This window comes from Corynebacterium sp. HMSC036D03 (assembly GCF_001836185.1).
Lineage (GTDB): Bacteria > Actinomycetota > Actinomycetes > Mycobacteriales > Mycobacteriaceae > Corynebacterium > Corynebacterium simulans.
Genome location: NZ_KV827713.1, coordinates 1 through 16,504 on the forward strand (window position 1 = coordinate 1; position 16,504 = coordinate 16,504).

General features: G+C 58.7%; 8 protein-coding genes. 3 read left to right on the top strand and 5 right to left on the bottom strand.

Annotated features, from left to right (window positions below):
• The first annotated feature begins 466 nt into the window (after positions 1–466).
• Both HMPREF2692_RS00910 and HMPREF2692_RS00915 read left to right on the top strand, forming a co-directional pair.
• Positions 467–2,443 (top strand): Rib/alpha-like domain-containing protein, encoded by a 1,977-nt coding sequence (locus tag HMPREF2692_RS00910; protein WP_070822419.1) that lies wholly within the window; start codon positions 467–469, stop codon positions 2,441–2,443.
• A gap of 21 nt (positions 2,444–2,464) precedes the next feature.
• Complete coding sequence (locus HMPREF2692_RS00915; RefSeq protein WP_371326275.1) at positions 2,465–8,428, top strand: putative Ig domain-containing protein; 5,964 nt, start codon at positions 2,465–2,467, stop codon at positions 8,426–8,428.
• 588 nt (positions 8,429–9,016) lie between these two features.
• Here the strand turns inward: HMPREF2692_RS00915 and HMPREF2692_RS00920 are convergent.
• The 4 genes from HMPREF2692_RS00920 to HMPREF2692_RS00935 all read right to left on the bottom strand — a co-directional run bounded on the left by HMPREF2692_RS00920 (position 9,017) and on the right by HMPREF2692_RS00935 (position 14,542).
• The gene (locus HMPREF2692_RS00920; RefSeq protein WP_070822423.1) at positions 9,017–10,393 is read right to left on the bottom strand and encodes an NAD-dependent succinate-semialdehyde dehydrogenase; all 1,377 of its coding nucleotides are present in this window, start codon (positions 10,391–10,393) and stop codon (positions 9,017–9,019) included.
• 72 nt (positions 10,394–10,465) lie between these two features.
• On the bottom strand, positions 10,466–12,028 hold the full coding sequence (locus HMPREF2692_RS00925) for an APC family permease (protein ID WP_070822425.1): 1,563 nt from the start codon (positions 12,026–12,028) through the stop codon (positions 10,466–10,468).
• 75 nt (positions 12,029–12,103) lie between these two features.
• Complete coding sequence (locus tag HMPREF2692_RS00930) at positions 12,104–13,027, bottom strand: universal stress protein (protein WP_070822427.1); 924 nt, start codon at positions 13,025–13,027, stop codon at positions 12,104–12,106.
• Positions 13,028–13,030: 3 nt separating this feature from the next.
• Positions 13,031–14,542 (bottom strand): flavin monoamine oxidase family protein, encoded by a 1,512-nt coding sequence (locus tag HMPREF2692_RS00935; RefSeq protein ID WP_070822429.1) that lies wholly within the window; start codon positions 14,540–14,542, stop codon positions 13,031–13,033.
• A 164-nt stretch (positions 14,543–14,706) separates the two neighbouring features.
• Here HMPREF2692_RS00935 and HMPREF2692_RS00940 point away from each other — a divergent pair, with 164 nt between their 5' ends.
• On the top strand, positions 14,707–15,420 hold the full coding sequence (locus HMPREF2692_RS00940; protein ID WP_070822431.1) for a TetR/AcrR family transcriptional regulator: 714 nt from the start codon (positions 14,707–14,709) through the stop codon (positions 15,418–15,420).
• A gap of 26 nt (positions 15,421–15,446) precedes the next feature.
• Here HMPREF2692_RS00940 and HMPREF2692_RS00945 read toward each other — a convergent pair whose 3' ends face one another.
• Complete coding sequence (locus tag HMPREF2692_RS00945) at positions 15,447–16,487, bottom strand: histidinol-phosphate transaminase (RefSeq protein WP_070822433.1); 1,041 nt, start codon at positions 16,485–16,487, stop codon at positions 15,447–15,449.
• Positions 16,488–16,504: the final 17 nt, after the last annotated feature.

The following is a 16,504-nucleotide window of genomic DNA, read 5'->3' on the forward strand; positions in this document are numbered from 1 at the left end:
CCCTGGGGTGGAACTGCTAACAACGTAATGGGTAGGCAGGGGTGTTTTTCCAAAGTATTTCTGAAATCTATTTTTCCAGCCGCGTCCGGCTATCAGTGCAGGTTATAGCGAAATAAAACGAACATTACGGGATGAGAACTCTGAACACCTAATCAATTTAGTGTGATTAGGGTCACATATTTTCCAGTGGCTGCTCGGCTAGGAATTGTTACTGTTATTGGGTAAGAGTTTCCCAGAGATTTCTAAAGTTTTTGCTAAGGAGCTCAATACGTCTACATAACATCTCGAGTAATTCGATCCCTCTACGAATAGCCAACCTCCTCACGTACTTTGTTATCGCTCTGTCTGCTCTACAGCTGCGACAACACCTGAATTAGAGAAAGCATTGGTCATGTCCAAAATAACTTTTCGGCCACCTCGTTCTGTAGCTGCACTCAGCGGGCTTAATTTAAGCGGCCGCTGGCGTATGCTCACTGCCTCTGGCATGGCTGCCGCGCTAGTTATGGGCGGGGTCGTTGTTGTACCCAACCTCCTCGATAATGAGCCTGCAGCCCAGGCGGAGACCGCAGCGCCAGGTTCCTCCGAAGAAACCGCCATAAACACTACGGTTCCCGCGGGAAGTACCCGCTCCGTGAACGGCTTCGTGGGCCTGCAGACCGGCGGCACCATGCAATCGAACCTGAACGATCCAAACGTTGCGCCCATGTCTGGCGTGAAAGTCTTTGCCCAGTGGTTCGAAAAGGACGGCACGGCGTCGCCGATTTATACCACCACCACCGGCGCCGATGGTCAGTTCCACATCGGCATGACCTCCTTTACTGACGCCAAGGGCGTCCGGCGCAACTTCGACGCAGACCCCAACTTGCCGGAGGGGGAGAAGCTCCGCATCTGGTCCATCAATCCGGATACCTCACAGTACAACCTGCTCTACTCCTATGGCCAAGAGCAGATCATGCCGGAAAGCAACGTCGCCAACACCGAGGCAGGCGCTAGCCAGTCCGTGGGGTCTGATACCTATAACGACATCAAGATCGCTTACTCGCCCATCGCTAACAACAAGGTGATGCACAACCTGGCCGAAGCTGCTACCAACGAGCGCTCGGGCTCCTATGGCCAATACTCCGGTACCGTCTTCTGGAACCAAACCAACGCCGCCGCCGGCGCCCTCTTGTGGCAGAACTACCAGTCCGTCAACGGTGTCGACTCCGTGGCTCCAGACGTCACTGTGTATGGCTCCTACCTTTCTGATTACGCGCTATCGCGCATCTACGATCCCGCAACCATGGCCGCCATCGGTTACAAGGGCCGCGTGCGCGATTCCAACTGGAGTACCCAGCAAGAACTCGCGCTGCAGCAGTGGATTAAGCAGCGGATGGCAGCGGAAGGCCAGCAGAAGTGGATCGCAGAGACCGTCCAAGCCAAGACCGATGCCAACGGTAAGTACACGCTGCAGTTCCGCGGTATCTGGGGAAATAGCTGGGACGATAGAGGTATTTTGTCCAAGGATTATACCTGGCACAACCTGGCTGATTCTGCCGCGGACGGTTCTTGGGCCAACGGCAACATGAAGTCGAAGCACGTCAACGACGAGTGGATGTTCTTCTCATTGCAGGACATGCCGGGAATTTCCGTGAACACGCCGTTTAACTACAACGGTTACACCGGCAACACCACCAGCAACTTAACCTCTGCCGGCACCTTGGCCGGATGGCCGTCTAACTGGGGCGGTTCGCTGGATTACGCCACCAACATCAACTTTGCGCTGTACCCGGGCAACCTGAAGTTTGACGTCACCCCGTATGACTCTTTCTCCAACGTCGCTACTGCGGGTCAAGCCATCGAGACCAGCACGACGGGCCTGCAGTACGACAAAATCGGTAACACGCGTTATCAGATCGCGTGGTTCGACGAGGCCGGCAATGAACTGACCCAGTACACCTGCCCGCCGGAAGCGCCGGACGCGAGTGGCACGCTTCCTTCCTGCGGTTTTGTCACCGACCCTAACTTGAAGAAGACCACCACCTACACCGCACGCTTGTTTGCGGTCTCGCCCTCTGGCGTGCGCGATGGCCTGGCGATAACGCAGGATTCCTTCACCGTTAAGCCATTGCCGGCGTCCGGGCACTACGAGCCCACCTATGGTTCTACAACCGTGGCTCAAAGCAGCACTGGTTCCGTTGCGGCGCCGCTTTTTGACGACTCGACTACCGCAACAACCGTTGAAACCCTGCCGGCACCAGCCGGTACCACCTACAAGCTGGCGGATGGCGCCCCAACGTGGGTAAAGATTGATGACCAAGGCACCATCACCGCCACACCGGGCACCGACGTTGCGCTGGAAGATTACACCGTCCCGGTCATTGTCACCTACGCCGATGGCTCGACCGACCTCGTCAATGCCAAGGTCACGGTCACTGACGGCATCCTGCCGCAGATTGAGTAGATCGATTCGCAGAACCTGGAGCTGGGCGAAGCCATCGCGCCGATTAAGGTTACGCCGACGGATAACGTCGGTGTGACCAGCGTTGAGGTCAGTGGCCTGCCAGATGGCGTCACCTATGATCCTGCGGCCGGAACCATTAGTGGTACTCCGTCAGCCACCGGGGCGTCGACAGTTAACGTCCGCGTCGCCGATGCCGCCGGAAATGTCATCGAAACTGCATTCAGTATCAACGTCGTGGATTCTTCCGCGCCGGTTCTCACCAGCCCGGATGCCATCGTCCCAGAGGATAAGCCTGCTTCGATTCCGATCAAGGTGGACGATCCTAAAGCCACCGTCACCGTGGAAGGTGATATCCCGCCGGGCATGACCTGGAACGAGCAAAACGGTGCCCTCGAAGGTACCCCAACCGAACCGGGCATCTACACGGTCGCCGTATCGGCCACCGATCCCCAGGGCAATAACTCTGTATCCAACCTGGTCGTTACTGTTACCGACACCAAGGCGCCGACCATTGCCAAGATCGACGACGCCACCGCAGAGGCCGGTCAACCGATCACCGCAATTCCAGTAGACGTCACCGATAACTTCGACAAGTCCGTCAGCAACGTTGTAGTCGCGGGCCTGCCACCAGAAGTTACCTATAACCCGGAGACCCACAAGATCGAAGGAATCCCGCAGGCACCGGGAGAGTACCCAATTACGGTGACTGCGACCGATGCCGCCGGCAATACCTCGACCCAGGAATTCCTTCTCAAGGTAGCCGACACCACCGCGCCGCAGGTAGATAACATTGCCGATGCCACCGTAGAAAATGGCACTGCGCTGGACCCAATCACCGTGACCAGCAATGAGCCGAACTCCACCTTTGCTGCATCCGGCCTGCCAGAAGGTGTTTCCATCGACCCGAACACCGGCATCATCTCTGGTACACCAAAGACTGAAGTCACGAGCCCAGATGGCAAGAACTTCCCGGTCACCGTCAAGGTAACTGATCCTTATGGAAACGTCACCGAGAAAACCTTCAACATCACGGTCACCGATACCGTTGCCCCGGCTCTGCGCCCGCTTCGTGACGTATCGGTTCCTGAAGATCAGCCGCTCAACCTGGAGCCTGTCACCAGCCCGGACCCGACTGCCAAGATCACCGTTACCGGCCTGCCAGAGGGAGTGACCTTTGATAGCGAAACGGGGCTCGTTACGGGCACCCCAACCGCTCCGGGGCGCTACCTCGTTACCGTTACCGCCACCGACCCAGCTGGTAATTCCACGAGCGAGACCGTTGTCTTGCTCGTGGGCGATGCCACCGCGCCTACCTTCGATGATCCGGAGGATCAGACGATTAACCAGGGGAAGCCCATCAAAGATATCGATCTGATGAGCCTAAACCCGGCCGACAACTCCACCGCACCGCAGGATCTCGCCTGGACCGTCACCGGCCTGCCCGAGGGTGTGACCTACGATCCCGCGACCAAGAAAATCTCCGGCACCCCGAAGGAAACCGGCTCTTCCGTAGTAACCGTCACGGTTTCCGATGCTGCGGGCAATACAACGACTCAGACCTTCGTCATTGCGGTTAACGATGCAACGGCGCCTGCCATCACTCCGGTGGACAGCGTCAGCGTCCCGGAGGATAAGCCAATCACTGAGATTCCGGTCGCTACCGATGATCCGAAGGCGGAGATTGAAGTCACGGGTCTGCCTGAGGGCTTGAGCTACAACCCGGATACCAAGAAGATCGAGGGCACCCCGACTAAGCCGGGTACCTATGATGTCGTTATTGCGGCAACTGATGCAGCGGGCAACGTGTCCCACGAACCGTTCACCATCACCGTCGAAGACAAGACCGCCCCGGTCATCGATCCGATTGAGAAGCAGGATATCGCTCTGAACGAGACGATTAAGCCGGTCGTGGTCTCGGTAAATGATCCGGATGCTACCGTCCAGGTTGATCCGGAGACCCTGCCGAAGGGGGTTAGCTTCGACCCCGTGACCAACACCTTTACCGGCCGCCCAGAGAAGCCGGGAACCTACACCATTAAGGTCACGGCTACCGATGCCGCCGGCAATACCTCGCAGCCCGTTGATTTTGTCATCACCGTCTCCGATAAGACCGCGCCGCAGATCGCGCCGATTTCGGATCCTACCGTTCCCGCGGATTCCTCGATCACGCCAATTGAGATCACCGCTGAGGACAACGTTGCGGTGACCTCCTTGACAGTCACTGGCTTGCCTGAGGGTTTGAGCTATAACCCCGATACCAAGCAGATTGAGGGCACCCCGACTAAGCCGGGAAGCTACCCAGTGACGATCACCGCTAAGGACGACGCTGGCAATACCACCGAAGAAGTCTTCAACATCAACGTCAATGACGCCGGTGCACCAGTCATCCAGCCGCTGCCCGATAGCACGGTCGCTGCGGGATCTGAGGCCAACCCGATTCCAGTGCGCGTAGATGATCCTTCTGCGAAGGTAACGGTTGAAGGCCTACCTGATGGCATGACTTTTGACCCAGAGGCGGGACTAATCACCGGTACCCCGACCAAGCCGGGCACCTACACCGTGACCGTGACCGCGGTCGACGAAGCGGGCAACAAGGCTATCGATACCTCGACCATCACCGTCACCGATGCCCAGGGGCCAAAGCTGGACGAGATCAGTGACCAAGACGTTGCTGCCGGCAGCGCCATTAAAGATATCGTTGTCAAGGCGGATGACCCTGATGCCAAGATTTCCGTAGTCGGCCTGCCAGAGGGCGTTCAGTATGACGCCGCTACCAACACGATTTCTGGCACGCCAACCACCGCGGGCACCTACCCAGTGCGCGTCCTGGCAACCGATGTAGCCGGAAACACCTCCTACGTTGACTTCACCATCACGGTCAGCGATTCCACTGCTCCGAAGGTCGAGCCCATCGCCGATCAAGAAGTAGACAAGGGCGATGCCATCACTCCTGTCAAGGTACTCAGCGACGATCCGAGCGACACCGTGACGGTCATCGGCCTGCCTGCTGGTCTCAGCTTCGACCCAGAAACCCGGACCATCTCTGGCACGCCAACCACCGCTGGTGAGCACCCCGTGACCGTGGTTGTCACCGATGCCGCGGGCAACACGACCAAGGAGACCTTCACCATCACCGTCGTCGACCCTGGAGCGCCGGTTCTGGAACCAATTTCGGATCAGAAGGTGCCGCTAGGGGAAGCGATTACGGAGATTAAGCCAACCGTGACGGATCCGTCGATTTCTACGACGATCACCGTGACCGGGCTGCCGGACGGCGTTACTTACGACACCAATACCAATACGATTTCGGGTACTCCAACCCGCGCGGGTGACTTCCCCATCGTGGTCACCGTAACGGCCACTGACGCCGACGGTAAGTCTTCCGTCGAGAAGTTCACGATCACCGTGGTCGATTCTGAGGGGCCTTCCTTAGACGGCGTCGCCGATCGGACCGTCACGGAAGACACCGAGCTTGACCCGATTCACATCACCTCGGATGACCCGCAGGCTACCCTGACCGTGACTGGCTTGCCTTATGGCGTTCGGTTCTTCGCGTCCACCGGCGAGATTTCCGGTGTGCCAACTACTCCGGGCACCTATGAAGTGACGGTGACCGCCACCGATGCGGCAGGCAATACTACCGAAAAGAAGCTGACCATCACCGTAAAGGATGCAACCGGTCCGCAGGTGGATCCGATTGCAGATCAGGCTGTCGATGCCAATACGCCGATTGAAACGATTCGGGTCTCTTCTGATTCGGACACGGATAAGGTAACGGCCTCCGGTCTGCCGGATGGCGTGAAGCTTGAGACCGTTGACGGCGTTGCCACCATCACCGGCACCCCGACCAAGCCGGGCACCTACGAGGTCACCGTGACGGTCACCGATGCCAGCGGCAATGCCACCGACGAAACCTTCACCATCGTGGTCCGTGAGCCGGCCGATACCAGCGCGCCGAAGCTTGACCCGATTTCGGATCAGACCGTGAAGCTGGGCGAAGACGTCACTGAAGTCACCGTTCACAGCGATGACCCAGCAGCAACGCTGAGCGCAACCGGCCTGCCTACTGGCGTCGAATTTGACCCAGCTACCGGCACCATCAGCGGCAAGCCGAGCGCCCTCGGCCACAGCGAGGTTACTATCACGGCAACCGACGCCGCTGGAAACAAGTCCACCACGACGTTCATCATCGACGTCGTCGCAGCCGCGCCGACGGATCCGACCGACCCGACCGACCCGACCGACCCGACCGATCCGACCGACCCAACGGATCCGACCGACCCAACGGATCCGACGGATCCGACCGACCCAACGGATTCGGTCACGGCACCGGTGATTGCACCTATCGCTGACGTGGATGTTGCAACCAATACGACGATGCTGCCAATCAACGTCGTGGTTGATAACGAGGAAGCAGACGTCACCGTCACCGGCCTGCCGGATGGCGTGACCTATGATCCGGCCACCGGCCAGATTTCTGGCAAGCCAACCAAGGCTGGCGACTACACCGTGACTGTTAAAGCAACGGTGAATGGCGTATCTTCGACCAGCGAATTCCACATCGTGGTCAAGGATCCGCAGCAACCGCTGGCAGACGCAAATAGCCCGGCATACCCGCCGGTAGACGTCGAGCCGGGTAGCGAGGTCAAGGTCCCACAAACCGGCGATACGGTACTTCCTGAGGGCACTAAGTTCTCCACCACGGATCTGAACGCGAGCGTTGACCCAGCAACGGGTGAACTGACTGTCAAGGTCCCGGAGGATGCAACCCCGGGTGATATCATCACCATTCCGGTGACCGTGACTTATCCAGACGGCTCTACTGATGAGGTAGAAGTTGTTGTCACGGTTGTTGAGCCTGCGCCTGCCGACGTCACGGATTACGAACCTGCTTATTCCAAACCCGTAAAGGTTGCATCCGGTGAGACTGGTTCTGCTGAAGTTCGGTACGGTTCTGATGATGCTCCGAGCGGCACGACCTATAAGATTCCTGCTGATTGGGCCGGCCAAGGTGGTTGGAACGTAAGCATCGATGAAGCCACCGGCAAGCTGACGGTTATCGCGCCGAAGGCGGGCACGGCAACTCCGGATGATCTCGAACTCGTTGTTCCGGTAGTCATCACCTACCCGGATGGGGCAGTGGCTGACACCATTGCGGCAACGTTCACCCTGGATACCTCCGGCGATACTCCGGAAACCCCGGATACACCGTCTTGGAACGATGCGAAGGCCCCGGCTGGTAGCGCCGTGAAGGTTCCAAATGCCGGCGGCAAGGTACCGGCAGGTGCCAAGCTCGATGAGGCCACCGGCCCAGGTTCCGCGACCTTGGAAGAGAACGGCGATGTCATCGTCACCATCAAGCCAGACGCCAAGCCAGGCGATACCGTAACCGTCATCGTCCGCGATGGCTCCGGCGAGGAAATCGACAGCATCACCGTGACCGTCACCGAGCCGAACACCGACCCTGGTACTGACCCCGGTAAGAACCCAGGCAGCTCGGATGGCTCTTCTGACGGTTCCTCCGACGGTTCCTCCGACGGTTCTTCCAACGGTTCTTCCAACGGTTCTTCCAGCGTTGACCTGGGTCGTTGTATCCCAGCTGGCCTGGCTGTAGGCCTGCCGCTGCTGTTCCTGATTCCGGTTGGCATGGCTTCCCAGATCAAGGTTCCGGGTCTGTCCCCGTTCATCGAGCAGATTTCCGGCCAGATTGGCAAGGCCAACATCGAACTGCAGAAGCAGCTGGGTATCTACAACCCGGCTATTGCTAAGCAGGTTGCTGGCATCAACGCTCAGTTCGGTAAGTACGGCGAGTCAGCTGGCAAGGTTGCTGGCGGTGTCGCTCTGGTTGCCGCTGGTGCACTGGCTATCGGCCTGCTGGCAGATGCTTGCTCCCCGAAGAACTCCTCTTCCTCCAACGGTTCTTCTGACGATGCTTCCGATGGTTCCTCCAACGGCGGTTCCTCCAACGGTGGTTCTAGCAAGTAATCTCTCGCTGAGAAATCTCCCTACGAGCAGCCGAAGCTACTGCTTAAGGCAGCCGGTTAATCCCGGTTGCCACTAGCTTCACCACCAAGCGAAACGCCCGTCTTCTATTTCTTTCCAAGTAGAAGGCGGGCGTTTGGTGATCCCGCGGCCTTCGCTGTTGTCTGCGGCGGGTTAAGGGTCAAAAGGGGATGCGGACGAAATCTTGAAGTCTGCTGGTCACAATTGCTAAAAGCTGCGTGTATATTCCGGCAGGCAATATATCGGGGTGGATTTCGACCAATCCCGGGGTTTGAACCGTACCTGTGCTAGCAAGTGCGGTTTGATTTGCCTTCATGTCTAAGAATCGACCGCGATGTCCGGTTTGTACAGGGGGCAGGCCCGCCTACAAAAACTGCTTTCAAAGCTGCAACCACCACTATGCGTAGTACTCGACGGTGGATTAGGAGCCTGGTCAGCATTAAAAGCCCTGTGGCCAAACAGGGGTCAGGTCCGACGCTAACAAAAAGACCGGCCGACGACACGCCGACCGGACATACTTTTTTGCTACTTAACCCAGTTTTTATATTGGGGTGATTCTCTGCGTCGAGATTAGTTCTCGACGTAGTACATCTGCTTGTTGACGAACTCGTCCATACCCAATGGGCCGAGCTCACGGCCGAAGCCAGAGCGCTTCACGCCGCCGAAAGGCAGCTCTTCGCCCTCACCGGCCGGGGTGTTGACGTTGGCCATGCCCACCTCGAGGCGGCGAGAGATGGCGGCTGCGCGCTCGGTGTCCTTGGAAAAGACGGTGCCGCCCAGGCCGAACTGGGTGTTGTTAGCCAGCTCGAGCGCTTCCTCGTCGGAGGAAACCTTGTAGACCACAGCAACTGGGCCGAAGAACTCCTCGTAGTAGATGTCAGAGCCGACTGGAATGTCGGTGATAACGGCGGGGGAGATGAAAGCACCCTTGTCCGCCAGCTCGCCGCCAGCGCGCAAGGAAGCGCCTTCCTTCACCGCGCGCTGAATCTGATCGTGCAGGGTCTCCGCAGCCGCACGCGAGGACAGGCAGGAGTAGGTGCCTTCGCCCTGGGCGTCGGCAGGCGCTGCCTTTGCTGCCTGTGCGAGCTTGGTCAGCTCAGCCACGAACTCCTCGTAGATGTCCTCCATGACAATCATGCGCTTGTTGGAGTTGCAGGCCTGGCCCGTATTGTACATGCGGGTCGTCCACGCCAGCTTGGCTGCTTCCTTGACGTCGTCGGTATCGAGAAGAATGTAAGGATCGGATCCACCGAGCTCGAGCACTGCCTTCTTCAGGTTTTGGCCTGCCTGGGCACCCACGATGGCGCCGGCGCGCTCGGAGCCAGTCAGGGAAACTCCCTGGATGCGTGGATCCGCGATGATGGTGGAAATCTGATCGTGGGTGGCGAAGATGTTGTTGTACACGCCTTCCGGAATGCCGGCGTCATCCATGATCTTCTGCACGGCGAGTGCGGAGCGAGGGCAGATTTCTGCATCCTTTAGGACGATGGTGTTGCCGAGGACCAGGTTCGGGCCCACGAAGCGGGCAATCTGGTAGTAGGGGAAGTTCCACGGCATGATGCCAAGCAGCGGGCCGATGGGCAGGCGGCGGATTACCGCAGTGCCATTGGCAGAAGCCGGAATCGGCTGATCCTTGGTGAACTCCTCGCCGTTATCGGCGTAGTACTTGATGATGGCCGCTGAGAACTCTGCTTCCTCGATGCCTTCGGAGATAGGCTTGCCCATCTCTTCCGCGGCAATCTTGGCCAGCTCCTCCTTGCGCTCCGCAAAGAGGTGTGCTGCGCGAGCAACGATTTCCGCGCGCTCGGACATCGGGCGCGCGCTCCACTCGCGGTAGGCTGCGGCGGCCTTCGCCAGTGCGCCTTCTACCTCGGCGTCGGTGGCGGAGTCGAAGGTCTCGACGATCTCGTCAGTAGCAGGGTTCTGAACTCGGTAAGTGTTAGACATTAATACTCCTTGTTGTGTGATCCAGCTCTTTTTAGAGCCTAATAGTGAACTAGGTTGAAATAGGGCTAGCCTCTAAACTAGCGGCAATTGAGAGTCTTCGCCGGACGTTATCCGCTTCAATGTGCGGCCCTTGAAGAAATCCGGATGGGCAAAGCGCGTGAACAGCATTAATACGGCGCCGAGCAACAGAATTCCCATGCCCAGCACGAAGACGGTGCCCACTCCGAAAATTGAGGAGCCAGAACCGTATTCCGGGCTAAGCGAATCGAATGCGGTGGTAAAGAACATCAGCAGCAAGAAGCCGCCACCCAGCAGGGGGAAGACGAACTTGAAGATGATGTTGTGTACGCTGCTGAAAAGCTCGTGGCGGAAGTACCAAATGCAGGCCACGGCGGTGATGCCGTAGTAGAAGCAGATCATCAATCCGAGGGCAGAGATGGTGTCCCACAGAGCGTTCTCAGAAAGGATGCGCGTGACCGTGTAGAAACCGCCCGCTGCAATAGCGGAGGCAATCGTGGCCGTAGACGGCGTGCGGAACTTGGGGCTGATCTTGGAAAAGACCGGCGGCAACGCCTTGTAGTATCCCATCGCCAGCAGCGTACGGGCGGGGCCCACCATCGTGGACTGCAGCGAGGCGAAGGAACTGGAGAGCACAGCGACATAGATAAGCAGGGCGGCCGAGCCCAGCACAGGGGAGGAGAGCGCGGCGAAGATCGATTCCTGGTTCTCCGGGGTGCCGGCACCCAGGCCTTCATCACCCGTTCCTGCCCACGTGATGACGGCCAAGGCAGTCAGAATGTAGAGGCTGATGATGACCAAGACCGTGATGGTTGCAGCGCGCCCCGGAGTCTTTTCTGGGTCCTTCGTTTCCTCGTTCATCGTCAGCGTGACGTCCCAGCCCCAGAACATGAAGATGGACAAGGAAATGCCGGCCGCGATGAGGGAGAAGTTGCCGATTTCCAGCGGATTAAACCATGAAACTGAAATCGGGGTGAAGTCGAATCCGCCGCCCTTATAAGCGCGCACGATGGCCACGATGTCAAAGACCACAATGGCCATTATCTGGATGGCAACCAGCACGTATTGCAACTTCTGCGTGGAATCTAGGCCACGATAGGAAACCCAGGCTGCGATCGCGATGAAGACCATCGTGGTGGGGATATTAATCCAGAGATTGCGCGTCAGGTCTGCAATTTCGGGGCGGCCTGATATCTGAGCAAGGAAGAGATAGAAGAAGTCCACAGCGACTGCGGCAAGGTTCGAAAGCACCAGGATGGTGGCAGTAATAAGGCCCCATCCGCCCATCCAGCCCACCCAGGGGCCAAAGGCTTTGGTGGCCCAAGTAAACGAGGTACCGGAATCCGGAACCGCATTGTTGAGCTCACGGTAGGTAAAGGCCACCAGGAGCATCGGGATGAATCCCAAAAGGAGGACCGCCGGAACAAACTCGCCCACCGCGGAAATGGTGGGGCCAAGTCCGGAAGTCAGCGTATAGGTCGGCGCGATGCAGCTGATGCCGATGACGACTGCGCCGAGTAAGCCGACGCGTCCGGTAGCCAGGCCTTTGGTGGAGGCGATGTTATCGCCGCTGCCCGGCGTGGGCTGAATCGGTGGTGCAGGAGTGGCACTAGTCATGACTACTCACCGCCTTTCAAAAAGAACTAGGAAATACGGTCTGGTGGTAGGAAGCGATTTGGGCGAAAGCGCCTGCTAGATCGCTTCGTGTTCGGCGCCGGCGTGCATGTAGCCGGCTGGTACGACGACCATAGGGACAGGGATGGAGCGCAGCATTCGCGACGCCGTGCCACCCAAGAAGAGCCGGCCGGGAACCGCGAGGCGAGAAGAGCCAACCACGGCGAGCTCTCCGTCTTGCCAGGTGACGTTTTCCATTGCTGCTTCGACGTCGCGCCCAGTGGCGACGTCGGTTGTGGCGTAACCAGCCGAGAGCATTTCTTCGGCGATATCGCCCAGCTTGCGGTTGGCATAAGCGCGTACCGCATTGGGAACGTCGGTGCCGAGGCCATGCAGATCGGACTCGCCAGGTAGCACGAGCGAAAGCAGGCGCAGCGGAATGCGACGGCGCCGCGCGCGGTCCAAACCAATCGCGATGACATCCGTGGTGCCTGGGCGCGGACCAAACATGGCGGTGATGCGGCTAATCGGGCCGGGGTAGGAGTAGCCGTGTGGCGCGAGAGCGATAGGGACAGTACCGGAGTGCAACAACGTGTTGACCGCAGTACCCATTTGGAAGCGGCCGAAAAGGCCGCCCTTGCGCGCACCAACCACGATCATGTCGCAGTCCAGTTCTTCCGCCGCGCGATTGAGCGCTTCGGCTTCAGACTCGCCGGGGACGATTCGGGCGGTGGCGCGGATGTCACTGGGGACTTCGCCCAGCGCCTCCTGTAACCAACCTGCAATCTGTTCTTCCAGGATGGAACTGTATCCGCGGTCGTGCGGGTAGACACCGGAGAGGGAATTATTGGCCGGCGCGGCCATGACGATCTCAAGGTTGACGTTGCGGGTCTTAGCAAGGGCGATGCCCAAGCGGAGCGCGTCCTTGCCGTAGTCCGTAGCAACGTAGCCCACCAAGATATGTCCGGTGGCTGCGCGACGATCAAAATCAGAAGCAGACAATACTTAACCCTTATCCGCAATCTTCTGGGCGACGAGCTCGCCCTGGCGGATAGCGCCGTCGACGTGCTGGTAGCCCTCGGCCGCGATGTCGGAGCAGGCGTAGTAGATGGAGCCGGTCGGCTCGTTCTGCAGGTGGCCCCAGCGGGATAGGCCGCCTAGGTCATAAGAGGTGGCGTAGGCGCCGCGGGTCCACTCCTCAGCGGCCATGTCGGAGAGGTAAAACGCGATTGGCTCCTTGGTCTTCGGGCCCAGGTAGTCCGCCATGGCAGAAAGTATGCGCTCCTTGCGCTCTTCTTCTGGCAGGTGCCACATTTCCTCGGCATAAACGTCGGAGACGAAGCCAACCAAGGTGCCGTACTGGTCTTCTTCGCCCTCGGCGGAGGCAGCAAAGCTCTTGCCGTAGTTGGTGTTGTCGTAGACCTCCTGAACCAAACGGCCGCCGCCGAAGCCGGTGCCGGAAAGACCCTCTTCGCGCCAGAAAGGCTTGTCGTAGATGGCGTGGACCTTGATGACCAAGCCCATGGAGATGTGCTGGTGCACGATCTGCTGGTCTCGTGGCAGCGGCGGAACGAAGGAGATGCGGTTGTACAGGTTTGGTGGAACCGCGAGCACGGCGTAGCGCGCCTTCACGGTGACCTTCTCGGAGTAGGCGATGACCTCGCGGGCCTCGCCGTTGTTCGGCACGCCGTTGCGAACGTCGGCTGCGACCTTGTTGAGGTCATCAGCGGTGGTTGGGTCAACCTCGGCCCAGTGCAGTTCGCGCACCGGGGTGCCGAGGTAAACATCCTCGCCTAGCTCTTCGGCTATGGTTAGAGACACGGACTGCATGCCGCCGACCACGCGGCGGTCCAGGATGAAGTCCTCGTCGACCAAGTTGGAGAAGGAACCCGCGGAAGCAGCCATCAGGACTGTCTGAAGCGTGGAGAAAGCATAAGAAGGCTTTGTGAGCATGCCCGAGGCGACGTAAATGGAGACGTTGTCGATTGCCTCCGGGTCATCAGACAAGCCTTCGAGCCACTTGCGGAAGGAGATGGAGTCCAGCTCCTTCGCACGCGGGTGTGCCCAGGGGCGCGCCGGGTCCATTTCGGCTGCGAGGTCATCCATGATCTTGATGAGGCGGTCCATCTCCGCGATGGTCTTCTCGGAAGCGGGGAAGACGGTGCCCTCGTACTCGTGGCGGGTGCCGTCTGGGGCAACGTAGATGGACTTGCCCTCGCGGTAGCGCTGGAAGGTTTCGAGTCCTAGCTCATCAACGAGCTCGATGAGCCGCGTCTGATCCGGGGAAATCCACTGTCCGCCCAGCTCCACGAAGTGCTCGACACCCTCGGCATCCTTGACCTTGCCATTCCAAGTACGGCCGCCGACGCGGTCGCGGGCTTCCAAGACTGCGACGGAAAGGCCCTTCTTCTTCAGCGTGCGTGCTGCCATGAGGCCGGCAGGGCCCGCGCCGATGACGACAACGTCGCGCTCGAGGACCGGGTTGGTGTTGGATTCGTTGCTAAATAATGACAACATGGTGGGTTCTCCTGTGCGAAGTGGTGAACATCTTCCTCTACGCGGTGCAGAGGAAACGTCTATGGGAAAATTGTTTGAAAGCTCAGCGCAAAATGAACAACATTCATTTTGTGTTGCGTGTCACTGTACAGGAATCAATGTGACTCTGGATAGAGGTTTGAGCCATGAATTTTTCGCGCGCTAAAGGTCGGCCACCAAAGGCGCTGGTAAACCGTGAGAAAATTGCCGAGGCCGCTTTAAAAATTGTGGAGGAAAGTGGCTATGCCAAACTCACAATGGCCCGAATTGCCTGCGAAGTGGGGGTGGGGCCGAGTGCGTTGTACAACCATGTACTTAACAAACATGAGCTGCTCATCCTTGTAGAGGATGCGGTTATGGCGCAGGTAGACGCATCGCTTCTCGACGCCGCCTTAGCGGGCGAGGTGAGCGTGCGTTACGCATTAGAGGTCTGGGCGCGTTCCTACCGCGATGTATTCGCGCGGCACTATCCGCTGGTGGAGGTCATTGCTTCTACCCCCGTGTCCGGTGCTCCACGGGCAGTGAAAATGTACGAAAAATTAGCTGAGGTACTGGCATTTGCCGGCGTCGAATCCGCGCAGATTCTGCCGCGGATCATCATGCTGGAGTCCTTCATCTACGGCTCCGCCTTCGACGCCAATGCTCCCCAAGAAATCTTCGAGGTTCCCGAAGACGGTGATATAGAAGCACCGCATCTGCGCAGCGCTCGTGCTGCATGGCAAGAAAAACTTTCGGCTGCGGCAACTAAAGAGCAAAAAGCCGCCAACCCGTTTGCGGAAGATCCGTTTCAAACGGGTTTGGCGGCGTTATTGGCAGATTTCCTGCCGACGGTTCCAGGTGAGCAACCGCCGTCTAAGTAGGGAAAGGGCGATGGGATAGAAGGCGATTATTCGCCGTATGGGCGAATGCCCGCACGCTCCCAGGCGGCCAAGAAGATGTTTGTTTCTTCCTCAGTTGTAATGGAAACGCGAACGCCTTCATCCAGGTAGCGGCGAATGATGACGCCTTCGTCGGAAAGCTTGCGTTCAACCTCTTCGGCGTCGCCGCGTGGAATCCAAACGAAGTTGCCCTTGGAAGGGCGCGCGCCAATTGCCTCTGCTACGCGCTCGCGCTGCACCTTGGTCTCTTCGACGCGGGCAAGCAGCTCCTCTGCCGAGTTAAGCGCTGCGATGGCAGCCTTTTCTGCCATGTAGGTAACCGTTAGCGGCATGGTCATTAGCTTGAGGCCGTGGATGAGCTCCGGGGAGGCGATGCCGTAACCCACGCGTGCACCGGCAAGGCCGAAGGCCTTGGAGAAGGTGCGGGCGCCCACCAGGTTCGGGTAGTTGAAAATCTCCTCGGCAGAGTCCGGGGTATCCTCCGCGTCGTTGTACTCCCAGTAAGCCTCATCGAGGATAACCACGATGTCCTTCGGAACCCGCTCCATGAAGTCACGGAACTCGCCCTTGGTGATGGTGGTGCCGGTTGGGTTATTCGGGTTGCAGAGGATGATGACGCGGGTCTTGTCCGTGATGGCCTTAATTACGGCATCCAAGCCCAAGCGGTCGTCCTCGGTAAGCGGAGTCATCACTGGTTCCGCGCCGGCCATGCGCACGTAGAGCGGGTAAGCCTCGAAGCTGCGCCACGGGAAGATTACTTCGTCACCAGTGTGGCAGGACATTCCGATGGCCTGCTGAACGATGGCCGAGGCGCCCGCCGCGATGGTGAGGTGATCTTCAGGAACGCCCAGGTACTTAGAAAGCTCGGTGGTCAGTTCTGGGCAGCCATCGATCTGGTAGCGGTTGGTCTCCGCTGCCGCCCGCGTCATTGCCTCGAGCACGGAGGGAAGCGGCGGGTTAGGGATTTCGTTGGAGGAGAGCTTCAGCTTGTCGCCGTCGGACTTGCCGGGCTTGTAATCAGGGAACTTGTTGAGATCAGAGCGAAGCATATGGTTTTAAAACTCCT